The 21,603-nt window shown below is 68.7% G+C and carries 17 protein-coding genes; 10 read left to right on the top strand and 7 right to left on the bottom strand.

The features are described from left to right. The first annotated feature begins 56 nt into the window (after nucleotides 1–56). Entirely contained in the window at nucleotides 57–1,394 is a 1,338-nt protein-coding gene (locus tag ACLZN2_RS09625) for an MATE family efflux transporter (protein ID WP_416977942.1), read from the top strand. 80 nt (nucleotides 1,395–1,474) lie between these two features. On the opposite strand, the gene rplI is transcribed toward ACLZN2_RS09625, so the two are convergent. From rplI to rpsF, 4 genes are all read right to left on the bottom strand, one after another. Then, nucleotides 1,475–1,921, bottom strand: a complete 447-nt coding sequence (gene rplI / locus ACLZN2_RS09620; protein WP_055633673.1) for a 50S ribosomal protein L9 — start codon at nucleotides 1,919–1,921, stop codon at nucleotides 1,475–1,477. An 18-nt stretch (nucleotides 1,922–1,939) separates the two neighbouring features. Beyond that, on the bottom strand, nucleotides 1,940–2,176 hold the full coding sequence (rpsR, locus tag ACLZN2_RS09615) for a 30S ribosomal protein S18 (protein WP_003949403.1): 237 nt from the start codon (nucleotides 2,174–2,176) through the stop codon (nucleotides 1,940–1,942). Between the two features lie 76 nt (nucleotides 2,177–2,252). Further along, nucleotides 2,253–2,834, bottom strand: coding sequence for a single-stranded DNA-binding protein (locus ACLZN2_RS09610; RefSeq protein ID WP_416977941.1), 582 nt, complete (start codon nucleotides 2,832–2,834; stop codon nucleotides 2,253–2,255). An 81-nt stretch (nucleotides 2,835–2,915) separates the two neighbouring features. Continuing rightward, nucleotides 2,916–3,206, bottom strand: coding sequence for a 30S ribosomal protein S6 (gene rpsF / locus ACLZN2_RS09605; protein ID WP_358915096.1), 291 nt, complete (start codon nucleotides 3,204–3,206; stop codon nucleotides 2,916–2,918). 287 nt (nucleotides 3,207–3,493) lie between these two features. Here rpsF and ACLZN2_RS09600 point away from each other — a divergent pair, with 287 nt between their 5' ends. From ACLZN2_RS09600 to ACLZN2_RS09590, 3 genes are all read left to right on the top strand, one after another. Beyond that, nucleotides 3,494–3,808 carry a hypothetical protein gene (locus ACLZN2_RS09600; RefSeq protein ID WP_416977940.1) on the top strand — a complete coding sequence of 105 codons (315 nt, stop codon included), beginning with the start codon at nucleotides 3,494–3,496 and terminating at the stop codon, nucleotides 3,806–3,808. A 234-nt stretch (nucleotides 3,809–4,042) separates the two neighbouring features. Then, a complete protein-coding gene (femX, locus tag ACLZN2_RS09595) occupies nucleotides 4,043–5,164 on the top strand; it encodes a peptidoglycan bridge formation glycyltransferase FemX (RefSeq protein WP_416977939.1) in 1,122 nt (373 codons plus the stop codon). 82 nt (nucleotides 5,165–5,246) lie between these two features. Then, nucleotides 5,247–6,278 carry an alanine racemase gene (locus tag ACLZN2_RS09590; RefSeq protein ID WP_416977938.1) on the top strand — a complete coding sequence of 344 codons (1,032 nt, stop codon included), beginning with the start codon at nucleotides 5,247–5,249 and terminating at the stop codon, nucleotides 6,276–6,278. A gap of 120 nt (nucleotides 6,279–6,398) precedes the next feature. Here ACLZN2_RS09590 and ACLZN2_RS09585 read toward each other — a convergent pair whose 3' ends face one another. Beyond that, nucleotides 6,399–7,922 (bottom strand): glycosyltransferase family 87 protein, encoded by a 1,524-nt coding sequence (locus ACLZN2_RS09585; RefSeq protein WP_416977937.1) that lies wholly within the window; start codon nucleotides 7,920–7,922, stop codon nucleotides 6,399–6,401. Between the two features lie 130 nt (nucleotides 7,923–8,052). Beyond that, nucleotides 8,053–10,707, bottom strand: a complete 2,655-nt coding sequence (locus ACLZN2_RS09580) for a transglycosylase domain-containing protein (RefSeq protein ID WP_416977936.1) — start codon at nucleotides 10,705–10,707, stop codon at nucleotides 8,053–8,055. Between the two features lie 362 nt (nucleotides 10,708–11,069). Here ACLZN2_RS09580 and ACLZN2_RS09575 point away from each other — a divergent pair, with 362 nt between their 5' ends. From ACLZN2_RS09575 to ACLZN2_RS09560, 4 genes are all read left to right on the top strand, one after another. Next, nucleotides 11,070–11,750, top strand: a complete 681-nt coding sequence (locus ACLZN2_RS09575) for a helix-turn-helix transcriptional regulator (RefSeq protein ID WP_416977935.1) — start codon at nucleotides 11,070–11,072, stop codon at nucleotides 11,748–11,750. 44 nt (nucleotides 11,751–11,794) lie between these two features. Continuing rightward, nucleotides 11,795–12,877, top strand: coding sequence for an inositol-3-phosphate synthase (locus tag ACLZN2_RS09570; protein WP_416977934.1), 1,083 nt, complete (start codon nucleotides 11,795–11,797; stop codon nucleotides 12,875–12,877). Nucleotides 12,878–12,985: 108 nt separating this feature from the next. Next, nucleotides 12,986–14,248 (top strand): MFS transporter, encoded by a 1,263-nt coding sequence (locus tag ACLZN2_RS09565; RefSeq protein WP_416977933.1) that lies wholly within the window; start codon nucleotides 12,986–12,988, stop codon nucleotides 14,246–14,248. Between the two features lie 131 nt (nucleotides 14,249–14,379). Then, complete coding sequence (locus ACLZN2_RS09560) at nucleotides 14,380–14,877, top strand: LppU/SCO3897 family protein (protein WP_416977932.1); 498 nt, start codon at nucleotides 14,380–14,382, stop codon at nucleotides 14,875–14,877. 125 nt (nucleotides 14,878–15,002) lie between these two features. Here the strand turns inward: ACLZN2_RS09560 and ACLZN2_RS09555 are convergent, their stop codons facing one another. Next, complete coding sequence (locus tag ACLZN2_RS09555; RefSeq protein WP_416977931.1) at nucleotides 15,003–16,469, bottom strand: CCA tRNA nucleotidyltransferase; 1,467 nt, start codon at nucleotides 16,467–16,469, stop codon at nucleotides 15,003–15,005. Between the two features lie 278 nt (nucleotides 16,470–16,747). Here ACLZN2_RS09555 and ACLZN2_RS09550 point away from each other — a divergent pair, with 278 nt between their 5' ends. After that, nucleotides 16,748–19,168: a DUF6049 family protein gene (locus ACLZN2_RS09550; protein ID WP_416977930.1), complete on the top strand. Its 2,421-nt coding sequence runs from the start codon at nucleotides 16,748–16,750 to the stop codon at nucleotides 19,166–19,168. Nucleotides 19,169–19,213: 45 nt separating this feature from the next. Next, on the top strand, nucleotides 19,214–21,505 hold the full coding sequence (gene murJ, locus ACLZN2_RS09545) for a murein biosynthesis integral membrane protein MurJ (protein ID WP_416977929.1): 2,292 nt from the start codon (nucleotides 19,214–19,216) through the stop codon (nucleotides 21,503–21,505). Nucleotides 21,506–21,603: the final 98 nt, after the last annotated feature.

Raw genomic sequence — 21,603 nt, 5'->3', positions numbered from 1 at the left:
GGTAAGGGTCACAATGCAATTGCATCTCTTACCTGTGGACGATTAGATTGATGCCCATGACACAGGCTCCCGCGATCCCCAGGGCCACCCGGCGACAGCACGATCGGGAGATCGTCTCACTGGCCGTCCCGGCCTTCGGCGCGCTTGTCGCCGAGCCTCTCTTCGTCCTGGCCGACAGTGCCATCGTCGGCCATCTCGGCACCGCCCAGCTCGCCGGACTGGGCATCGCCTCCGCCCTCCTGACAACGGCCGTCAGCATCTTCGTCTTCCTGGCCTACGCCACCACCGCAGCCGTGGCCCGCCGTGTGGGAGCCGGTGACCTCACCGCGGCCATCCGGCAGGGCGTGGACGGCATCTGGCTGGCCCTGCTGCTCGGCGCCGCAGTGGTAGCCGCAGTCCTGCCCACGGCTCCGGCGCTCGTGGAACTCTTCGGCGCCTCGGACACGGCCGCCCCCTATGCGACCACCTATCTGCGGATCTCGGTGGCCGGCATACCGGCCATGCTCGTCGTGCTCGCCGCAACCGGAGTGCTGCGCGGCCTCCAGGACACGAAGACCCCTCTGTACGTCGCGGTCGCGGGCTTCGTCGCCAACGCCGCCCTGAACGCCGGTCTCGTCTACGGCGCCGGTCTCGGCATCGCGGGCTCCGCCTGGGGGACGGTCATCGCCCAGTGCGGCATGGCCGCGGTCTATCTGGCCGTGGTGATCCGGGGAGCCCGCCGCCACGGAGCCTCGCTACGGCCCGACGCGGTCGGCATCAGAACATCCGCCCAGGCCGGCGTGCCCCTGCTGGTCCGGACGCTGTCCCTGCGGGCCATCCTGATGATCGCCACCGCCGTCGCGGCCCGGCTGGGCGACGCCGACATCGCGGCGCACCAGATCGCGTTGTCCCTGTGGAGCCTGCTCGCCTTCGCTCTCGACGCCATCGCGATCGCCGGTCAGGCCATCATCGGCCGGTACCTCGGAGCGGGTGACGCCCGGGGTGCCCGGGACGCCTGCCGCCGCATGGTGCAGTGGGGCATCGTCGTCGGCCTGGTGCTCGGGCTCATGGTCATCGTGGCCCGGCCCCTCTTCCTGCCGCTGTTCACCAGCGACTCGGGGGTGACGGACGCCGCGCTGCCCGCTCTGCTCGTGGTGGCGCTGTCCCAGCCGATCTGCGGCATCGTCTTCGTCCTGGACGGCGTACTGATGGGCGCCGGGGACGGGCCGTATCTCGCCTGGGCGATGGTGGTCACCCTGGCGGTCTTCACTCCCGTGGCTCTGCTCGTCCCCGTCCTCGGTGGCGGCCTCACCGCGCTGTGGGGCGCCATGACACTGATGATGACGATGCGGATGCTGACGCTGTGGCTGCGGGCCCGCTCGGGCCGTTGGATCGTCACAGGCGCCACCCGCTGACCGTTTCACGTGAAACACGACGAAGGGGCCGCACCCTGGTGGGTGCGGCCCCTTCTCAGCTGTTCACGCCAGACGCGCGATCAGGCCGCGACGACCTCGATGTTGACCTTGGCGGCAACCTCGGGGTGCAGACGCACGGACGTCTCGTGGGCGCCCAGGGTCTTGATCGGCGTGCCGAGCTCGATGCGGCGCTTGTCGACCTCGGGGCCACCGGCAGCCTTGATCGCGGAGGCGATGTCGGCCGGGGTGACGGAACCGAAGAGACGACCGGCGTCGCCGGAGCGGACGGCCAGGCGGACCTTGACGCCCTCGAGCTGGGCCTTCACCTGGTTGGCCTGCTCGATGGTCTGGATCTCGTGGATCTTGCGAGCACGACGGATCTGCTCGACGTCCTTCTCGCCACCCTTGGTCCAGCGGATCGCGAACTTCCGCGGGATCAGGTAGTTACGGGCGTACCCGTCCTTGACGTCGACGACCTCGCCGGCGGCGCCGAGGCCGGAGACCTCGTGGGTGAGGATGATCTTCATGTGTCGGTCACCCTTCCCTTAGCGCGCGGTGGACGTGTAGGGCAGCAGCGCCATCTCACGGCTGTTCTTGACGGCCGTGGCGACGTCACGCTGGTGCTGCGTGCAGTTGCCGGTCACGCGGCGCGCACGGATCTTGCCGCGGTCGGAAATGAACTTCCGCAGCATGTTCGTGTCCTTGTAGTCCACGTACGTGACCTTGTCCTTGCAGAAAGCGCAGACCTTTTTCTTCGGCTTGCGCACAGGCGGCTTCGCCATGGTGTTTCTCCTGTGTGATCAAGAAGTGTGGGTACGACCCGCCCTCGATCCCGGGGTCCCGCTGGACCCTGAGGACCTAGAAGGGGGGCTCGTCCGAGTAGCCGCCGCCACCGCCGCCGGAGTTTCCACCCCAGCCACCGCCGCCGCCCTGGTTGCCACCGGCGGGAGCGCCGGTCGCCCACGGGTCCTCGGCGGGAGCGCCGCCCTGCTGACCGCCACCGGGGCCGCCGCCCCAGCCGCCGCCACCCTGGCCGCCACCGCCGCCGTAACCGCCCTGGCCACCGCGTCCGCCACCGCTGGTCTTGGTGACCTTGGCCGTGGCATTGCGCAGGCTGGGGCCGACTTCCTCGACGTCCAGCTCGAAGACCGTGCGCTTGACACCCTCACGGTCCTCGTAGGACCGCTGCTTCAGCCGACCCTGCACGACGACGCGCATGCCTCGCTGGAGCGACTCGGCGACGTTCTCCGCCGCCTGACGCCAGACCGAGCAGGTCAGGAAGAGGCTCTCGCCGTCCTTCCACTCGTTCGTCTGGCGGTCGAAGGTGCGGGGGGTGGACGCGACACGGAACTTCGCGACCGCCGCACCCGAGGGGGTGAAACGCAGCTCGGGGTCATCGACAAGGTTGCCGACGACCGTGATGACGGTCTCGCCTGCCATGGGGGAACCTCTCGGCGGGTTTGCTGCTGCTGGCTGCTTGTGCTGCTACTCGAAGTCCCGAGATCGGCTGAGCGGGAGAGCTCAGTGGGTCTCGGGACGGAGGACCTTGGTCCGGAGGACCGACTCGTTCAGGTTCATCTGGCGGTCGAGCTCCTTGACGACCCCAGGCTCGGCCTGAAGGTCGATGACCGAGTAGATGCCCTCGGGCTTCTTCTTGATCTCGTACGAGAGACGACGACGGCCCCAGGTGTCGACCTTCTCGACCTTGCCGTTGCCCTCGCGGACGACGGAGAGGAAGTTCTCGATCAGGGGGGCGACAGCGCGCTCCTCCAGATCGGGGTCGAGGATGACCATCACCTCGTAGTGACGCATGTGGAACCCACCTCCTTTGGACTCAGCGGCCACGGTCGTTCCGTGGCAGGAGGGTTGTGATGCGTACGCAACGGTATCGGCCACCACTGACAATCGGGGGTCGGATGCCGACGTCCCCGCTCTGATCTGGGCGGATTCCCTGGCTGTGCCTGGGCAGACACCGGTGCAGACGGTACAGACTACCTGCACACCCGCTTCCGGTTGAAATCCGGCCGCGAGGGCAGCCAATCTGTACACATCGGGTGTGTATGGCGCTACGATGCGCCGCCTTCCGCAGGAGGTGCCCTATGGCACAGGCATTGCGACCCAACACCGGAGTCGGTTCCCTCTTCGCCACCGACGGAAAGTCCCATCCCGTCCAGGACACCCTTGTGGCGGTGACCCTGGTCCTGGGAGTCGTGTCCTTCGTCACGGCGCAGTTCGACAGCCTCCATCTGCTCAGCTCCTGGACCGGTCTGGTGGGGATCGGGACCGGCGCGTACGGCCAGTGGATCTCCGAGACCACCCGTGAGCGCTTCGGTCTGATCCTGGGTCTCGGCGCCTCCGGCGTCGGCTTCTTCCTCGGCATGGCGCACGGCGGTCTCTTCGGCGGACTGTGGTGACCTGACCGACCCCCGGATCACTCTCCTGGCCGATCCGGCCGCGCAACACGCACACCGTTCCCACCGCGGGACACGTAGGACAGCTACGAACCCTGACGTAACGCCCCGGCCCTTCAACGGGCCGGGGCGAAGGTGCCGTACGCCCAGTCGAGGCCCGCGCACGGCGCAGTAGGCTTCGGCGAGAGCCGGAGCCCCTGTACCCATGGGGACACACCAGCCCGAGGAGCGCCCCGAATGAGCCTGACCCTGAGGACGATCAGCCGCGAGCAGCATCTGGCGTACATCCAGAGCCTGCCAGCGGCGAGCCACATGCAGGTTCCGGCCTGGGCCGACGTCAAGGCGGAGTGGCGTTCGGAGAGCCTCGGCTGGTTCGACGAGCGGACCGGCGAACTGGTCGGCGTGGGCCTCGTCCTCTACCGCCAGCTGCCCAAGATCAAGCGCTACCTCGCCTATCTGCCCGAGGGCCCGGTCATCAACTGGTACGCGCCGAATCTGACCGAGTGGCTGGAGCCGATGCTCGCGCACCTCAAGCAGCAGGGCGCGTTCTCGGTGAAGATGGGCCCGCCGGTGATCATCCGGCGCTGGGAGGCCACGTCCATCAAGGCGGGTATCCAGAACCCGGACGTGAAGCGGCTGCGCGACATCGAGGCCGACTTCATCGAGCCGCGCGCCTTCGAGGTGGCTGACAAGCTGCGCCGCATGGGCTGGCAGCAGGGCGAGGACGGGGGCGCCGGCTTCGGCGACGTCCAGCCGCGTTACGTCTACCAGGTACCGCTGGCGAACCGCTCCCTTGAAGAGGTCCACAAGAACTTCAACCAGTTGTGGCGCCGCAACATCAAGAAGGCCGAGAAGGCCGGTGTCGAGGTCGTCCAGGGCGGCTACCACGACCTCGAGGAATGGCAGCGGCTGTACGAGATCACGGCCGTGCGTGACCACTTCCGGCCGCGCCCGCTGTCGTACTTCCAGCGCATGTGGACGGCCCTCAACACCGAGGACCCCAACCGCATGCGGCTGTACTTCGCCCGCCACAACGGTGTGAACCTGTCGGCGGCGACGATGCTGATCGTCGGCGGCCACGTCTGGTACTCCTACGGCGCCTCCGACAACATCGGCCGTGAGTTCCGCCCGTCGAACGCCATGCAGTGGCGGATGCTGCGCGACGCCTACGCGCTCGGCGCCACCGTCTACGACCTGCGCGGCATCTCCGACTCGCTGGACGAGACCGACCACCTCTTCGGCCTGATCCAGTTCAAGGTCGGCACGGGCGGCCAGGCGGCCGAGTACCTCGGCGAGTGGGACTTCCCGCTGAACAAGCTGCTCCACAAGGCGCTCGACATCTACATGTCGCGCCGCTGACGTCACGTTCAGTGATTCCATACGTCCGACACGTCTGACGCACCTCCCTCACCCAGCCACGAGAAAGGTCCCAGGTCCGGCCATGGCGCTCACGCTCTACGTCGACACCGCGCGCTGGCGGGCGCACCACAAGCACGTGCAGGAGCAGTTCCCGGGACTCGTCCCGGTCTGCAAGGGCAACGGCTACGGCTTCGGGCACGAGCGGCTGGCGGAGGAGGCCACCCGGCTGGGCTCGGACATCCTCGCCGTCGGCACGACGTACGAGGCCGCGCGCATCAAGGACTTCTTCGGCGGCGACCTGCTGGTGCTGACGCCCTACCGGCGCGGCGAGGAGCCCGTCCCGCTGCCCGACCGGGTGGTGCGCTCGGTGTCGTCGGTGGACGGTGTGTACGGCCTCGTGGGCGCGCGGGTGGTCATCGAGGTGATGTCGTCGATGAAGCGGCACGGCATCAGCGAGCAGGACCTGCCGCAGCTGCACTCCGCGATCGAGAACGTCCGACTGGAGGGCTTCGCCATCCATCTGCCGCTGGACCGCACCGACGGCTCCGACGCCGTCGAGGAGGTCATCGGCTGGATGGACCGGCTGCGCGCGGCACGGCTGCCGCTGCACACCATGTTCGTCAGCCACCTCAAGGCCGATGAGCTGGCCCGGCTCCAGCAGCAGTTCCCGCAGACCCGGTTCCGTGCCCGGATCGGCACGCGGCTGTGGCTGGGGGACCACGAGGCCACCGAGTACCGCGGGGCGGTCCTGGACGTCACGCGCGTCGCCAAGGGCGATCGCTTCGGCTACCGCCAGCAGAAGGCGGCCTCGGACGGCTTCCTGGTGGTCGTGGCGGGCGGTACGTCGCACGGGGTGGGCCTGGAGGCCCCCAAGGCCCTGCACGGCGTCATGCCGCGCGCCAAGGGCGTCGCCCGGGCCGGCCTCGCCACGGTGAACCGGAATCTCTCCCCGTTCGTCTGGGGCGGCAAGCAGCGCTGGTTCGCCGAGCCGCCGCACATGCAGGTGTCGATCCTGTTCGTTCCCGCGGACGCTCCGGAGCCCACCGTCGGCGACGAGCTGGTGGCCCATCTGCGGCACACCACGACACAGTTCGACCGGCTCGTTGACCGCTGAGCGGCCCAGGGGCAGCGAACAGGCCGTACACGAAGTCTCCGTGTACGGCCTTTTCGACGTCCGGTGCGGCCGACCTGCGCCCGGTGCCGCTGAGCTACCGCCGGTCGACGCCCTGTTCGCTCACGGCGAACCCTCGGCGGTGTCCCGGCTGCCCCACTCCACTTCGCCCTGCGTGCCCCACTCCACCGGTGGCCCCTCGAAGTGGGAGGCGTGCCGGGGCGGATGAGCCGCGGCGCCGATGACGAAGACGTCCTCGGCCCTGTCGAGCACGCCGCCCGAGGGGTCGTCGTCACCGTTCTGGCGCACCACGTCCCGGTCCGGCATCAGGATGTCGCGCACGACCACGGCACACAGGTAGAGCGTGCCCAGCAGATGCAGCCCGATGGCCCAGTGGTAGCCGTCGGTCGGCAGTCCCTTGTGGGCGTCTCCGCTGGTCGTGTAGGCGAGGTACATCCAGATGCCCAGGAAGTACGCGACCTCGCACGCCTGCCAGATCAGGAAGTCCCGCCACTTCGGCCGGGCCAGCACGGCCAGCGGCACCAGCCACAGGACGTACTGCGGCGAGTAGACCTTGTTGGTGACGATGAAGGCGGCCACCACCAGGAAGGCGAGCTGGGCGAACCGGGGGCGGCGCGGCGCGGTCAGCGTCAGCCAGGCGATGCCCGCGAAGCACACCACCACCAGGAGTGTGGCGAGGGTGTTGACGCTGTCGGTGGCGAGGGGATCGCTGGAGTTCTGGGCCAGGATCAGCCAGAAGGACCCGAAGTCGACGCCGCGCTCCTGGCTGAACCGGTAGAACTTCGACCAGCCCTCGAAGGCGAAGAGCATCACCGGCAGATTGACCACCAGCCAGGCGACAGCCGCGCCGCCGAGGGCCTTGCCGTAATCCCGCCACTTGCCCGCGCGCCAGCACAGGACGAACAGCGGTCCGAGCAGGAACACGGGATAGAGCTTGGCGGCCGTGGCGAGCCCCAGCAGCACACCGAAGGCGAGGGAGCGCCCCCGCGACCACATCACCATCGCCGCGGCCGTCAGGGCGACGGCCAGCAGGTCCCAGTTGATGGTGGCGGTCAGCGCGAAGGCGGGCGCCAGGGCGACCAGCAGACCGTCCCAGGGGCGCCGGGCGTGCGTACGGGTCACGCAGACGGCGATGACGGCCGCGCAGCCCATCAGCATGCCGGCGTTGACCATCCAGTACCACTGCTCCTGGTGCTGGATACTGCCGCTGCCCGGAGTCAGCCAGGCGGCGACCTCCATGAACACGCCGGTCAGCACCGGGTATTCGAGGTAGTCCATGTCGCCGGGGAGCTTGTCGAAGTACGGCACCAGTCCATCGGCGAAGCCACGCCCCTGGTAGAGGTGCGGGATGTCCGAGTAGCAGGCGTGGGTGTACTGGGTGCTGGCGCCGAAGAACCAGCCCCCGTCGTAGCAGGGCACCTTCTGGATCAGGCCCAGGGCGAACATCCCGATCGCCACGAGCGCGATGACCCGTACGGGTGTCCACCACGACGTCCCGGTCAGGGCTCGCTGTCCTAGAGGGCCGCCGATCAGCTCGCTGCCGGCCGAGGCGACCTTGTCGTTCCTGGTCGGCTGCACCGGCTCCGGCTCGTGCACGCGCGCTGGCGTCGATTCTGCACTGGGCATGGGCCACATCCTGCCGTACCGAGTTAGGAAAAAGCCGAGAGCCGCCCCACCTGGTTCGGTGGGGCGGCTCTCGTTTCACGTGAAACATCCACATGTTTCACGTGAAACACCCGTGCCGGGCAGAGCGTGGCTAGCCGTCTGAGCCTCCGAAGAGGCCTCCGTTCTGGTTGCCTCTGGTGCTGTCCGTCTCGGTCGCCGTCGGTGTCGGTGAGGAGCTCCCGTCCGAGCCACCGTTCGAGTTGCCGTTGCTCGTGCCGCCGTTGTTGCACTCGAAGAAGTTGCCGCAGGTCGCCGTCGCCGTGGGCGAGGGCAGGGTCTGCGTCTGCGTGGCGGTCGGAGTCGGGGACGGCTCCGCCTCCTCGGTGGCCGTCGGGGTCGGCGTAGCCGACGGTGCCGCGTTGACGACCTCACCGATGGGCTCGGGCTCCGGGAAGTCCTTCGCCTGCGTGCCCTCCAGCGCCTCTGCCATGTAGTCGTGCCAGATCTGCGCCGGGAACGAGGCACCGTGGATCTTCTTCTGGCCACCCGTTCCGAACATCTCCAGGAACGTGCGGTTCTTGTTCTTCTCGTTGTCGTCCAGCCGGAACATGCTGATCGCGGTCGACAGCTGCGGGGTGTAGCCCACGAACCAGGCCGACTTGTTGCCGTCGGTGGTACCGGTCTTGCCGGCCACCTCACGGCCGGGCAGCTGGGCGTTGGTGCCGGTGCCCCGCTCGACCACGGTCTTCAGGACGTCCGTGACGTTGTCGGCGACCTTCGAGGTGAAGGCCTGCTTCGCCTCGTCCTTGTGCGTGAAGATCTGACCCTTCTCGCTGGTGACCTTCTCCACGGAGTACGGGTCGCGCTGCTTGCCGCTCGCGGCGAACGTGGCGTACGAGCCCGCCATACGGATCGCACTCGGGTCGGAGATGCCGATCGAGAACGAGGGGAAGGTCGTGCCGGCGAGGCTGCTCTCCCTCAGGCCCGCGCTGACGGCGGAGTCCTTGACCTTGTCCAGACCGACATCCATGCCGAGCTGCACGAAGGCGGAGTTCACCGACTCACGCATCGCCTCGCGCAGGTCGATCTTGAAGTCGGGCGCAGAACCGTACGACTCGTTGCCGTCATTGGTCTGCAGCCACTCCTCACCCTTCTCGTTCTTCCAGACCGTGCGGTTGTAGTCCTGGATCTTCAGCTTGTTCTTGCCGCTGAACAGGCTCTCCGGAGAGACGATGGTGCGCTCGTCCTGCGCCTGGGACGACCCCAGGTCGGGATCGCGCACGCCCCAGGTCATCGCGGCCGCCAGCACGAACGGCTTGAAGGTCGAACCGACCTGGGCACCGGTTTCGTCGGCGTTGTCGGTGAAGTGCTTGGTGGCGTCCTCACCGCCGTAGATGGCCCGGATGGCACCGGTGTCCGGCTCCACCGACGCCCCGCCGAACTGGACGTGGGTGTCGGTGTCCGGGCGTTCCTTCGGCTTGATGTTGGCCTTCTGGACCTTGGTCACCGCGTCCTCGAGCTGCTGGACCTTCTCCTTGTCGAAGGTCGTGTAGACCGAGAAGCCGCCCTGCTGCAGCTGGTTCTGGGTGATCCCGGTCTCCTTGCTGTGGGTGACCAGGTAACCGTTGGCGAGGTCGACAAGGTAGCCGATCTGACCGCTCAGCTGGGTGTTCGACCGCGGGTTCTTCACCGTGGGGAGCTTCGTGTACTTGGCGCGGACCGAGGCGTCGAGATGGCCGTACTCGACCATCTTGTCGAGGGTGTCCTGCATCTGGAGCAGGGCCCGCCTGCTGTTCTTCTCGGGCGTGGCGTTGACCGGGTCGATGGAGGTCGCACCCGCGGGGTCGTAGTACGTGGCGCCCTTCAGCATGGCGGCCAGGAAGGCGCACTCACCCGGGTTGAGCTTGATCGCGTCCTTGCCGAAGTAGCCGCGGGCGGCCGCCTGGATGCCGTAGTCGGTGCGGCCGTAGTACGCGGAGTTCAGGTAGCCGGCCATGATCGTGTTCTTGTCGACCTCGGCGCCGACCTTTATCGCCACGAAGATCTCCTTGAACTTGCGGGAGATCGTCTGCGACTGGTCGTTGAGCATCGCGTTCTTGACGTACTGCTGGGTGATGGTCGAACCACCCTGCGTCTGTCCGCCCCGGGCCATGTTGAACAGGGCGCGGGCGATGCCCTTGGGGTCGATGCCGCTGTCCTCGTAGAAGGTCTTGTTCTCCTGCGAGATCACCGCGTAGCGCATCTCCTCAGGGATCTGCGACAGGTCGATGTTCTGCCGGTTCGTCTCACCACCGGTGGCCACCATCTGGGAGCCGTCTTTCCAGTAGTAGACGTTGTTCTGGGCGGTCGCCGTCTTGTTGACGTCGGGCACGGTCACCATGGCGTAGCCGATGCCCGCCACGGCCACCAGGCTGCCGACGAAGCCGATGAACAGACCGGCGACGAGTTTCCAGGACGGCATCCAGCGCTGCCAGCCGTACTTGTCTGCGCGGGGATAGTCGATCAGGCGCTTCCTGCCGGGCGCCGAGCGCCCTCTGCCGGGCCCGTTGAGGCCGCCGAAGGACCCTCCCGGCTCGGCCCCTCTGCGCCGGCCGCCCGTGCTTCTCTGGGCGGCGCGTCGGGCGTCGGCGCGGCCGCTGTACGACTGCTCCGGGCTTCCCGACACCTGACCCAACCCATAATCGGAAGGCGATCCGGTGGCGCCTCGCGGTGCGCGGCGACCGGAGGACGGCCCGGACTGGCCGCGTCGGGCCGCGGCACGTCCGCCTCCCTGCGGCTGCGGCGGTTTGCGACGGTGCTCGCTCATCGAACGATTACTCCTAGGGCAGGCGCATCCGTGCGCGCCTGTAAAGGGCGGCTGGTTTCCTGTCCCCCCGAAGTACGGATGCGGTCGGCTGCGCATTCACCCGTACGGCACCGGGGGCCACGACGCCCCCCGGCGTCTCTCGGGTCCCGGTGGTCTGCATGGCGCACAGACTACGCACCGTCAAAACCTGATCAGCCCCAAGGTTCACCCCAAATCAGGCAAGTCGCCTGCGAAGAAACGGTGATGTGATCCCGTTCACCACCGCCCCCCTTGTCGCATCCGGAAGGCCGTTCTATCGTCATGATGTATCGAGTCGATACATCAGAGCGAGATAAGCGGGCTGTGGACGAGAGGAGGCGACGGTGAGCCGACGTTCCGGCATCCTCGAGTTCGCCGTGCTCGGCCTGCTCCGCGAATCTCCGATGCACGGCTATGAGCTGCGCAAACGACTCAATACGTCACTGGGAGTGTTCCGTGCGTTCAGCTACGGGACGCTGTACCCCTGCCTCAAGATGCTGGTCGCCAACGGCTGGTTGATCGAGGAGCCGGGGAACAACCCCGAGGACGCCCTCGCCGCGCCACTCGCAGGGCGTCGCGCCAAGATCGTCTACCGGTTGACGGCGGAAGGTAAGGAACACTTCGAGGACCTGCTCTCGCAAACCGGCCCCGACGCGTACGAGGACGAGCACTTCGCCGCCCGTTTCGCCTTCTTCGGGCAGACGTCGCGCGATGTGCGGATGCGCGTCCTGGAGGGCCGCCGCAGCCGGCTGGAGGAGCGGCTGGAGAAGATGCGCGCCTCGCTGGCGCGCACGCGGGAGCGCCTCGACGACTACACGCTTGAGCTCCAGCGCCACGGGATGGAGTCCGTGGAGCGCGAAGTGCGCTGGCTGAACGAGCTCATCGAGAGCGAGCGGGCCGGACGGGACCTGAAGGGTTCCGCTTCCGGGGGGTCCGCTCAGCAGAACACCAATGGAGCGCCGGGCGTCCTGCCCCGTCCCGGGGACACCCCCGGGACGGATACGCCCGGCGACACCACCCCGTGAGCGCCCAGCCAGGGCCTCACTCGTACACACAGGGAGCAACCGGAATGGGTTCGGTTCGCGTAGCCATCGTCGGTGTGGGCAACTGCGCCGCATCGCTGGTGCAGGGCGTCGAGTACTACAAGGACGCCGACCCGGCGTCCAAGGTCCCGGGCCTGATGCACGTCCAGTTCGGCGACTACCACGTCCGTGACGTCGAGTTCGTCGCCGCGTTCGACGTGGACGCCAAGAAGGTCGGCCTCGACCTCTCGGACGCCATCGGCGCGTCCGAGAACAACACGATCAAGATCTGCGACGTGCCCAACACCGGTGTCACCGTGCAGCGCGGTCACACCCTCGACGGTCTCGGCAAGTACTACCGCCTGACCATCGAGGAGTCCGCCGAGGAGCCGGTCGACATCGTCCAGATCCTCAAGGACAAGCAGGTCGACGTCCTCGTCTGCTACCTGCCGGTCGGCTCCGAGGACGCGGCGAAGTTCTACGCCCAGTGCGCCATCGACGCCAAGGTCGCCTTCGTCAACGCCCTTCCGGTCTTCATCGCCGGCACCAAGGAGTGGGCGGACAAGTTCACCGAGGCGGGCGTCCCGATCGTCGGCGACGACATCAAGTCCCAGGTCGGCGCCACCATCACGCACCGCGTCATGGCGAAGCTGTTCGAGGACCGCGGTGTCGTCCTGGACCGCACCATGCAGCTGAACGTCGGCGGCAACATGGACTTCAAGAACATGCTCGAGCGCGACCGCCTCGAGTCCAAGAAGATCTCCAAGACGCAGGCCGTCACCTCCCAGATCCCCGACCGGGAGCTCGGCGAGAAGAACGTCCACATCGGCCCGTCCGACTACGTCGCCTGGCTCGACGACCGCAAGTGGGCCTACGTCCGCCTCGAGGGCCGCGCCTTCGGCGACGTCCCGCTGAACCTGGAGTACAAGCTCGAGGTCTGGGACTCCCCGAACTCCGCCGGTGTCATCATCGACGCCCTGCGCGCCGCGAAGATCGCCAAGGACCGCGGTATCGGCGGCCCGATCCTGTCGGCCTCCAGCTACTTCATGAAGTCCCCGCCGGTCCAGTACTTCGACGACGAGGCCCGCGAGAACGTCGAGAAGTTCATCCGCGGCGAGGTCGAGCGCTAGCTCGACACCACACGGCGCGCCACCCGCTGAAATTCGCTCCTGCCAGGGCTGAGAAGGTCCCCGGGTCGCATGACCCGGGGACCTTCCCCATATGTGAGGCTGGGCCCCATGGCCGTCGTCCGTGATCTGCGCGTCCTGCTGCGCTTCGGCAACTTCAGGCGCCTGCTCGCCGTACGGCTGCTGTCCCAGTGCGCCGACGGCGTCTACCAGGTCGCGCTCGCCACGTACGTCGTCTTCTCCCCGGAGAAGCAGACCTCGGCCGCGGCGATCGCCTCCGCGATGGCGGTCCTGCTGCTGCCCTACTCCCTCGTCGGCCCCTTCGCCGGCGTCCTGCTGGACCGCTGGCGGCGCCGCCAGGTCTTCCTCTACGGCAATCTGCTGCGCGCCCTGCTGGCGTGCGCGACGGCCGTCCTGATGCTCAGCCATGTCCCCGACTGGCTCTTCTACGTCTCCGCGCTGTGCGTCACCGCCGTCAACCGCTTCGTCCTCGCGGGCCTCTCGGCCGCCCTGCCGCGGGTGGTCGACGCCGAGCGCCTCGTCCTCGCGAACTCCCTCTCCCCGACAGCCGGAACACTGGCCGCGGTCGCGGGTGCCGGTCTCGCCTTCGTCGTACGCCTCGCGATCGCGGACACCGACGCCGCGGTGGTCCTGTTCGGCAGCGCGCTGTACCTGTGCTCGGCGCTCATGTCCCTGACCATGGCCGCGGATCTGCTCGGGCCCGAACGCGACCTGGTTCCGGCCGGGTTGTCGAGCGCCCTGAGGGGTACGGCCCGCGGACTCGCCTCCGGGGTCCGCCATCTGGCCGAGCCGAGGCGCAGGGAGGCCGCCTGGGCGCTCGGCTCGATCACTCTGATGCGGTTCTGCTACGGCGCCCTGACCGTCATGGTGCTGATGCTCTGCCGGTACGCCTGGTCCACCGACACCGACGAGGGGCTGGCGCTGCTCGGCGTGGCCGTGGCCATCTCCGGCGTCGGCTTCTTCGTCGCGGCCGTGGTGACCCCGTCGGCAGCCGGGCGACTGGGCCCGGGCCGCTGGATCGTCGTCTGCTCGGCGTCCGCGGCCGTGCTGGAGCTCGGCTTGATGCTCCCCTTCGCCCAAGCCACCACGTTCGTCGCGGCGTTCGTCCTCGGACTGGTCACCCAGGGAGCGAAGATCGCCACCGACACCATCGTGCAGTCGTCCGTGGCGGACGGCTTCCGCGGCCGGATCTTCTCCCTCTACGACGTCCTGTTCAACGTCGCGTTCGTCGGAGCCGCCGGAGTGGCCGCCCTGATGCTGCCGACTGACGGCCGCTCAGCGGCGCTGGTGGTAACGGTCGCTGTTATCTACGGGGCAATTGCTATGGCTATGGCCCGCTTTGAGCGTCGGTAAGTGTCACATCAAAGACACAGAGTTCCTCTGAGGTCGGGCACTGTCAGTGGTGGCCGGTACTTTACGTGAGTCTTATTTCGCGCCATGCGCACCCATGTTCTTGCGCACCCACGTTCTAGGGGGACCCCAGCATGACCACTCCGCCGCCTCCGCAGGGCCAGAACCCGTACGCCCAGCCCACTGCGCCCACGGGGCAGCAGCAGCCCGGTCAGCCGGGAGTCCCGCCGCAGCAGCCGTACGCCCCGTTCCCCAACCAGGGCGGCGCTCCGGTTCCCCCGCCGCCCGCGCCGGCCGGCAAGCGCATGGGCAAGAAGGCCATACGCATCATCGGTGCCATCGTCGTCGCCGTCATCATCGGCATCCTCAAGTTCGGCGCGGGCTGGTTCCTGACGCGCGACGACGCGGAGACGACCTCGGTCGGCGCCTGCATGTACAACGAGGGCACGGACACCAACGCGGACCTCAACGAGGTCGGCTGCACGGACAGCAAGGCCCAGTACAAGGTCGTCGAGAAGTTCGACGGCTCCAGCGACGACAGCAAGTGCGAGGCCGTCACCGACGCGACGATCTCCTACGTCCAGTACGGCGGCGGCCACGACGTGGTCCTCTGCCTGAAGGAAGTCAAGTAGCAGCACAGCTGCCATGACTGAGGGCCGGTGTTTCACGTGAAACACCGGCCCTCAGTGCGTGCGGGGCTTTCGGGGTTATGGATCGGGGCGATGTTTCACGTGAAACATCGCCCCGTTTCACGGCCTCAGCTCTGCTCGGCCCACCACTCCTTGAGGGCCGCCACCGCGGCGTCGTACTCCATCGGCCCGTTCTCCAGGCGGAGCTCCAGCAGGAACTTGTACGCCTGGCCGATGACAGGGCCGGGGCCCACGCCGAGGATCTCCATGATCTGGTTGCCGTCCAGATCGGGGCGGATCGCGTCGAGCTCCTCCTGCTCCTGGAGCTGGGCGATGCGGTCCTCCAGGCCGTCGTAGGCCCGGGAGAGCGCGGTGGCCTTGCGCTTGTTACGGGTCGTGCAGTCCGAGCGGGTCAGCTTGTGGAGGCGTTCCAGCAGCGGCCCCGCGTCACGGACGTAACGGCGGACGGCGGAGTCGGTCCACTCGCCGGTGCCGTAGCCGTGGAAGCGCAGGTGGAGCTCGACCAGCCGGGAGACATCCTTGACCAGATCGTTGGAGTACTTCAGCGCAGTCATGCGCTTCTTGGTCATCTTCGCCCCGACCACCTCGTGGTGGTGGAACGAGACCCTGCCGTCCTTCTCGAACCGCCGGGTGCGCGGCTTGCCGATGTCATGGAGCAGCGCGGCAAGCCGGAGGGTGAGGTCGGGTCCGTTCTCCTCCAGCGCGATCGCCTGCTCCAGAACGATCAGCGTGTGGTCGTAGACGTCCTTGTGCCGGTGGTGCTCGTCGCGCTCCAGCCGCAGGGCGGGCAGCTCCGGCAGGACATGGCCGGCGAGGCCGGTGTCGACCAGCAGGCTCAGGCCCTTGCGCGGATGGTCGGAGAGGATCAGCTTGTTCAGCTCGTCCCGCACCCGCTCCGCGGAGACGATGCCGAGGCGCTCGGACATCTCCTTCATCGCGGTGACGACCTCGGGGGCGACCTCGAAGTCGAGCTGGGCGGCGAACCGGGCGGCGCGCATCATGCGCAGAGGGTCGTCCGAGAAGGACTCCTCGGGTGTGCCAGGGGTGCGCAGCACACGGGCCGCGAGGTCGTCGAGGCCGCCGTACGGGTCGACGAACTCCTTCTGCGGGAGCGCCACGGCCATCGCGTTCACGGTGAAGTCACGGCGGACGAGGTCCTGCTCGATGGAGTCGCCGTAGGACACCTCGGGCTTGCGCGAGGTGCGGTCGTACGCCTCGGAGCGGTACGTCGTCACCTCGATCTGGAAGCTTCGATCAGCGTCTCCGACGCGGGCATCCTTCTGCGCACCGACCGTGCCGAAGGCGATCCCGACCTCCCACACCGCGTCCGCCCACGGCCGCACGATCTTCAGTACGTCCTCGGGACGGGCGTCCGTGGTGAAGTCGAGGTCGTTGCCGAGCCGGCCGAGCAGCGCGTCCCGGACCGAGCCGCCGACCAGGGCGAGGGAGAACCCGGCCTCCTGGAAGCGGCGGGCGAGGTCGTCGGCGACAGGCGCGACCCGCAGCAGTTCGCTCACCGCGCGGTGCTGCACCTGGCTCAGGGCGCTGGGGGTGTCTTCGTTGGCGTTCGGCACAACAGGAAAGGGTACGTGGCCGTGCGGGCGCCGGGCGCCCCGATTAAGGCCGGGGGCCACCACTCATGGACCAGGGACAGCTCGGGCGATAGCCGTTGAAGGACAGCGTTGGAGCTTTTTCACAGACACTCCCCTCTATACGCGACCATAGAGGACAGGACGAAGGCCTCACCTGATCTTGTGGACCGGTCCGCGGCACTTCACCTCCGCGCGCATCGTTACCATGCGTGGACGCACATTCCAACGACCACTGACGACGACGAGAGACGGGCGAACGCGTGGCCGAGGCGGCAGACTTCCCGGGGATGAGTCCCTCACCTGCCCGCCGGTGGCTGCGGCGCACCGGAGCACTGCTCGCCGGGGCGCCCCTGCTGGCCGGGCTGCTGCAGCTGCCCGCCGCCCTGCCCGCGCACGCCGACGCCGCGACAGGCGTCAAGGAGGCCTCCGACAAGGGCTCCGTCTCCGTGGCCGTCGACTCCCTCAGCCCGGCCGTCCCCACCGACGACGACACCGTGACCGTCTCCGGCACGGTGACCAACAAGGGCAAGCAGGCCGTCACCGACGCGCACGTCGGCCTGCGGGTGGGCTCCGCGCTGACCACCCGCTCGGCGATCGACGACGCCGCCGAGGAAGCCGACGACCTCTCGGCCGGCTACGGCTCCGAGGTGGGCGGCAAGTACGTCGCCGAGTTCGCCGAGCTCACCCCGGGCGTCGCCGAGCACTTCAGCATCTCCGTACCGGTGGACGAACTGGACCTCGGCGGCGACGGCGTCTACCCGCTGGCGGTCTCCCTCTCGGGCGAGACCTCCGCGCAGCAGTGGGAGCAGGTGCTGGGCATCCAGCGGACGTTCCTTCCCTGGCAGCCCGACGGGGCGGACACGGCGACGAGGACGACGGTCCTGTGGCCGCTGGTCTCCACCGTCCACATGACCGCCGAGACCGGCTCGAACGCGAGCCAGACGCCTGTCTTCCTCAACGACGACCTCGCCGAGGAGATCGCTCCCGGCGGCCGTCTCGACCAGTTGCTGAGCCTCGGCAAGGACCTCGACGTCACCTGGGTGATCGACCCGGACCTGCTGGCGTCCGTCGACGCGATGACCGGCAGCTACCGAGTACGCGCCGACGGTGACACCACCACGGCCGGCACCCACCAGGCGGTCGCCAAGAAGTGGCTGGCGGAGCTGCAGGACGCGGTGGCCGACAAAGAGGTCGTCGCCCTGCCCTTCGCCGACCCGGACCTGGCCTCGCTCGCCCACAACGGCACCGGGGTCGCGGGCTCGCTGAGCCAGCTCAAGGCGGCCACCGACGTCGCGGCAACCACGGTGGAGACGATCCTCCACGTGACACCGAGCACCGACTTCGCCTGGCCGGTGAACGGAGCCGTCGATCCCTCGATCGTCAAGGTCGCCACCTCAGCGGGCGCCGACAAGGTGATCGCGCGCAGCGACAGCCTGGCGGAGACCGGCGGCCTCTCCTACACCCCCTCCGCGACCCGGCCCATCGGCGGCGGCACCACGGCCGTGGTCGCCGACGCACGCCTGTCCAAGACGTTCCAGGGCGACCTGACGAACGCCTCCGCGTCCACGCTCGCGGTGCAGGAGTTCCTCGCCCAGAGCCTGGCCCTGAACCTGCAGACGCACAAGCAGCGCAGCATCGTCGTCGCCCCGCAGCGCATGCCGACCGCCGGCCAGGCCCAGGCGATGGCGGCGGCCGTCACATCCCTGCAGGACTCCGGCTGGTCGCAGTCGCAGGACCTCACCGCGGCCGCCGAGGCCAAGCCCGACGGCGGTGCCACCACCGAGGTGCCCTCGCGGTCCTCGTACCCCTCCTCGCCGCGCAAGCAGGAACTGCCGAAGTCGGCCTTCGAGCAGATCGCGGCCACGCAGGACACGCTCGACAACTTCAAGGTCATCCTCACCGACAAGTCCCGGGTGGTGACCCCCTTCGGGCGGGCCACGAACCGGGAGATGTCCACGTCGTGGCGGGGCCGCTCCACCGCGGCGAGCACCTTCCGCCAGGGCGTGCAGAGCTACCTCGACACCCTCACCGGCCAGGTCAAGCTGATCGAAAAGTCGGAGACCAAGCTCTCCGGGCGCAGCGCCACGATCCCCGTGACCGTGCAGAACAACCTGGTGCAGGGCGTCCAGCACCTGGTCCTGCGGCTCACCTCGACCAACGACACCCGTCTGGAGATTGGCGGCCACGACTCCGACCCGCGCATCGAGGTCTCCGGCGGGCACAGCACGACGGTGAAGTTCACCGCCTCGGCCAATGTGAACGGCCAGACCACGGTGATCGCCCAGCTGTACACCGAGGACGGCCAGGTGTACGGCGCGCCGGTCACCTTCGATGTGAAGGTCACCGAGATCACGGCCACCGTGATGCTGGTCATCGGCGGCGGTGTGCTCCTGCTCGTGCTGGCCGGCTTCCGCATGTACACCCAGCGAAAGCGGGCGGCGGCCCGCGAGGCGCAGGAGGCGGACGCCGAGGACACCGAGGACACCGGGAACACCGAGGAGAGCGAGGCCTCGGAGGCCGACGGCAGCCCCGGGAAGCACGCGGACGCAGAGGACCGTACCGGGGAGGAATCGCCCGCCCGGTCCGGGGCAGACGACCCGGAGCAGCCGAGTGACGGGACACCGGACACCGCAGCGGAAAGCGCGGCCCCCTCGGGGACGGGTGAGAGAGTGGACCGTTGAGGATGTCGTGGCCGGTGGGCCCGGGACGATGAGGTGGGGTAAACCATGAACGCGCCGTACGAGGGTGACCGCGGCCAGGCCGCGGGCAGCTCGGGTCACCCCGAGGGCCCGCCGCCCGAGCACGGCCAGGTGCCGCCGCAGCACGCCGCGGACATGTACCTCCAGGACGCCTACGACCAGGACCCCTACCGGTCCCAGGACCTCGCGGCGCAGGACCCGGTCGCCGAGGCGCTCTACGACCGTGCCGCGCACCCCCCGCCGCCCCCGGGCACCTACCAGCCGCAGCAGCCGCTCTACGGCCGCCCGGCGCAGTCCCCGTACGCGCCCGACCCGAACGTGTGGGCCCAGCCCCCGGCGCCCGAGCCGGATGGCCCCACCCAGTACCTGCCCTACGGCGACGACCCGCGCACGACCCAGTTCGTGGGCGTGGACGACCTGGTGTCGCACTCCGGTGAGGACCCGCACCAGCCCGACGCGTTCGCGCATCTCTTCAAGGACCAGCAGCAGGGCGGCACCCGCCCGTCGGCCGGGTCTGCGGCGGTGCCGGGCCCGGCCCTGGCTCCCGGCGGCCAGGGGCCCGCGCCGCGCCACCAGGCTCCGGCCTCCGTGCCGCCCACGGACGACCGCACCATGAACCTGGGCAGCTCGGCCGCCGCGACCGAGGCACCGGCTCCCGAGCCCGCTGCCGCTCCGGCCGCGAAGAAGGGCGGCAAGGCGGCCGGCCTGCTGAAGTCCAGCGCCGTGATGGCCGCGGGCACGATGGTCTCGCGCCTCACCGGCTTCGTCCGTTCCGCGCTGATCGTCTCCGCGCTCGGCGTCGGTCTGCTCGGCGACACCTTCCAGGTCGCCTACCAGCTGCCGACGATGATCTACATCCTGACCGTCGGCGGCGGCCTCAACTCCGTCTTCGTGCCGCAGCTCGTGCGGGCCATGAAGGAGGACGAGGACGGCGGCGAGTCCTACGCCAACCGGCTGCTGACGCTCGTGATGGTGGCACTCGGCACGCTCACCGTCGCCGCGATCGCCGGTGCCCCGCTGCTGATCCGGGCGCTGTCCGACCCGGTCGCCAGCGACCCGGCGGCCAACGAGGTCGCCATCACGTTCGTCCGCTACTTCCTGCCCTCGATCTTCTTCATGGGCGTCCATGTCGTGATGGGCCAGATCCTCAACGCACGCGGCAGGTTCGGCGCGATGATGTGGACGCCGGTCCTGAACAACATCGTCATCATCGTGACGCTGGGCATGTTCATCTGGGTCTACGGCACCGCCGCCGACTCCGGCATGAAGGTCACGTCCATCCCGCCGGAGGGCCAGCGGCTCCTCGGCATCGGCGTCCTGCTGGGTCTGGTCGTACAGGCGCTCGCGATGATCCCCTATCTGCGGGAGACGGGCTTCCGGCTGCGGCTGCGCTTCGACTGGCGGGGTCACGGGCTCGGCAAGGCCGTGACGCTCGCCAAGTGGACCTTCCTGTTCGTCCTCGCCAACCAGGCCGGCGCGATCGTCGTCTCCCAGCTGTCGACCGCGGCCGGCAAGGCCTCGCCCGTCGACGGCACCGGCTTCGCCGCCTACGCCAACGCCCAGCTGATCTGGGGCCTCCCGCAGGCCATCATTACCGTCTCGCTCATGGCTGCCCTGCTGCCGCGCATCTCCCGCTCGGCGGCCGAGGGCGACGGCGGCGCGGTCCGCGACGACATCTCCCAGGGACTGCGCACCACGGCCGTCGCGATCGTGCCGATCTCCTTCGGCTTCCTCGCGCTCGGCATCCCGATGTGCACCCTGATCTTCGGCTCGTCCGGCACCAGCGAGGCCACCAACATGGGCTTCATGCTGATGGCCTTCGGCCTCGGCCTGATCCCCTACTCGGTGCAGTACGTCGTCCTGCGCGCCTTCTACGCGTACGAAGACACCCGCACCCCCTTCTACAACACGGTCATCGTGGCCGCGGTCAACGCGAGCGCCTCGGCGGTCTGTTACTTCGTCCTCCCGGCCCGCTGGGCCGTCGCGGGCATGGCCGCCGCCTACGGCCTGGCCTACGCGATCGGTGTCGGCGTCGCCTGGAACCGGCTGCGCAAGCGACTCGGCGGCGACCTCGACGGCTCCCACGTCCTGCGCACGTACGCCAGACTGTGCATCGCCTCCGTACCCGCGGCGCTGATCGCCGGCGCCGCCTGCTACGGCCTGGCCCAGACCCTGGGCCAAGGCGTCGTCGGCTCCTTCGCCGCCCTTCTGGTCGGTGGAGCCCTGCTGCTCGGTATCTTCTTCGTCGCGGCCCGCCGCATGCGCATCGAGGAGCTCAACTCCCTCGTCGGCATGGTCCGCGGGCGCCTGGGTCGCTGAGCGAGGAGGTAGTCGCACAACCATCGTCAGCCGCCGCGTGTCGTGCATAGCGGCGGACTGTGGGCACAATTGGATCCGGCGTCGGACGGCGCGCACGA

Origin of the sequence: Streptomyces sp. T028 (genome assembly GCF_048159505.1) — a bacterium.
Taxonomy (GTDB): Bacteria; Actinomycetota; Actinomycetes; order Streptomycetales; family Streptomycetaceae; genus Streptomyces.
This window is presented reverse-complemented; position numbering and strand designations above follow the sequence as displayed.

Excerpts from the sequence above, each read along its gene's own strand:
- ACLZN2_RS09625 (WP_416977942.1), top strand. The coding sequence starts at position 57 with ATGACACAGGCTCCCGCGATCCCCAGGGCCACCCGGCGACAGCACGAT.
- rplI (WP_055633673.1), bottom strand. The coding sequence starts at position 1,921 with ATGAAGATCATCCTCACCCACGAGGTCTCCGGCCTCGGCGCCGCCGGC.
- rpsR (WP_003949403.1), bottom strand. The coding sequence starts at position 2,176 with ATGGCGAAGCCGCCTGTGCGCAAGCCGAAGAAAAAGGTCTGCGCTTTC.
- ACLZN2_RS09610 (WP_416977941.1), bottom strand. The coding sequence starts at position 2,834 with ATGGCAGGCGAGACCGTCATCACGGTCGTCGGCAACCTTGTCGATGAC.
- rpsF (WP_358915096.1), bottom strand. The coding sequence starts at position 3,206 with ATGCGTCACTACGAGGTGATGGTCATCCTCGACCCCGATCTGGAGGAG.
- ACLZN2_RS09600 (WP_416977940.1), top strand. The coding sequence starts at position 3,494 with ATGGCACAGGCATTGCGACCCAACACCGGAGTCGGTTCCCTCTTCGCC.
- femX (WP_416977939.1), top strand. The coding sequence starts at position 4,043 with ATGAGCCTGACCCTGAGGACGATCAGCCGCGAGCAGCATCTGGCGTAC.
- ACLZN2_RS09590 (WP_416977938.1), top strand. The coding sequence starts at position 5,247 with ATGGCGCTCACGCTCTACGTCGACACCGCGCGCTGGCGGGCGCACCAC.
- ACLZN2_RS09585 (WP_416977937.1), bottom strand. The coding sequence starts at position 7,922 with ATGCCCAGTGCAGAATCGACGCCAGCGCGCGTGCACGAGCCGGAGCCG.
- ACLZN2_RS09580 (WP_416977936.1), bottom strand. The coding sequence starts at position 10,707 with ATGAGCGAGCACCGTCGCAAACCGCCGCAGCCGCAGGGAGGCGGACGT.
- ACLZN2_RS09570 (WP_416977934.1), top strand. The coding sequence starts at position 11,795 with ATGGGTTCGGTTCGCGTAGCCATCGTCGGTGTGGGCAACTGCGCCGCA.
- ACLZN2_RS09565 (WP_416977933.1), top strand. The coding sequence starts at position 12,986 with ATGGCCGTCGTCCGTGATCTGCGCGTCCTGCTGCGCTTCGGCAACTTC.
- ACLZN2_RS09560 (WP_416977932.1), top strand. The coding sequence starts at position 14,380 with ATGACCACTCCGCCGCCTCCGCAGGGCCAGAACCCGTACGCCCAGCCC.
- murJ (WP_416977929.1), top strand. The coding sequence starts at position 19,214 with ATGAACGCGCCGTACGAGGGTGACCGCGGCCAGGCCGCGGGCAGCTCG.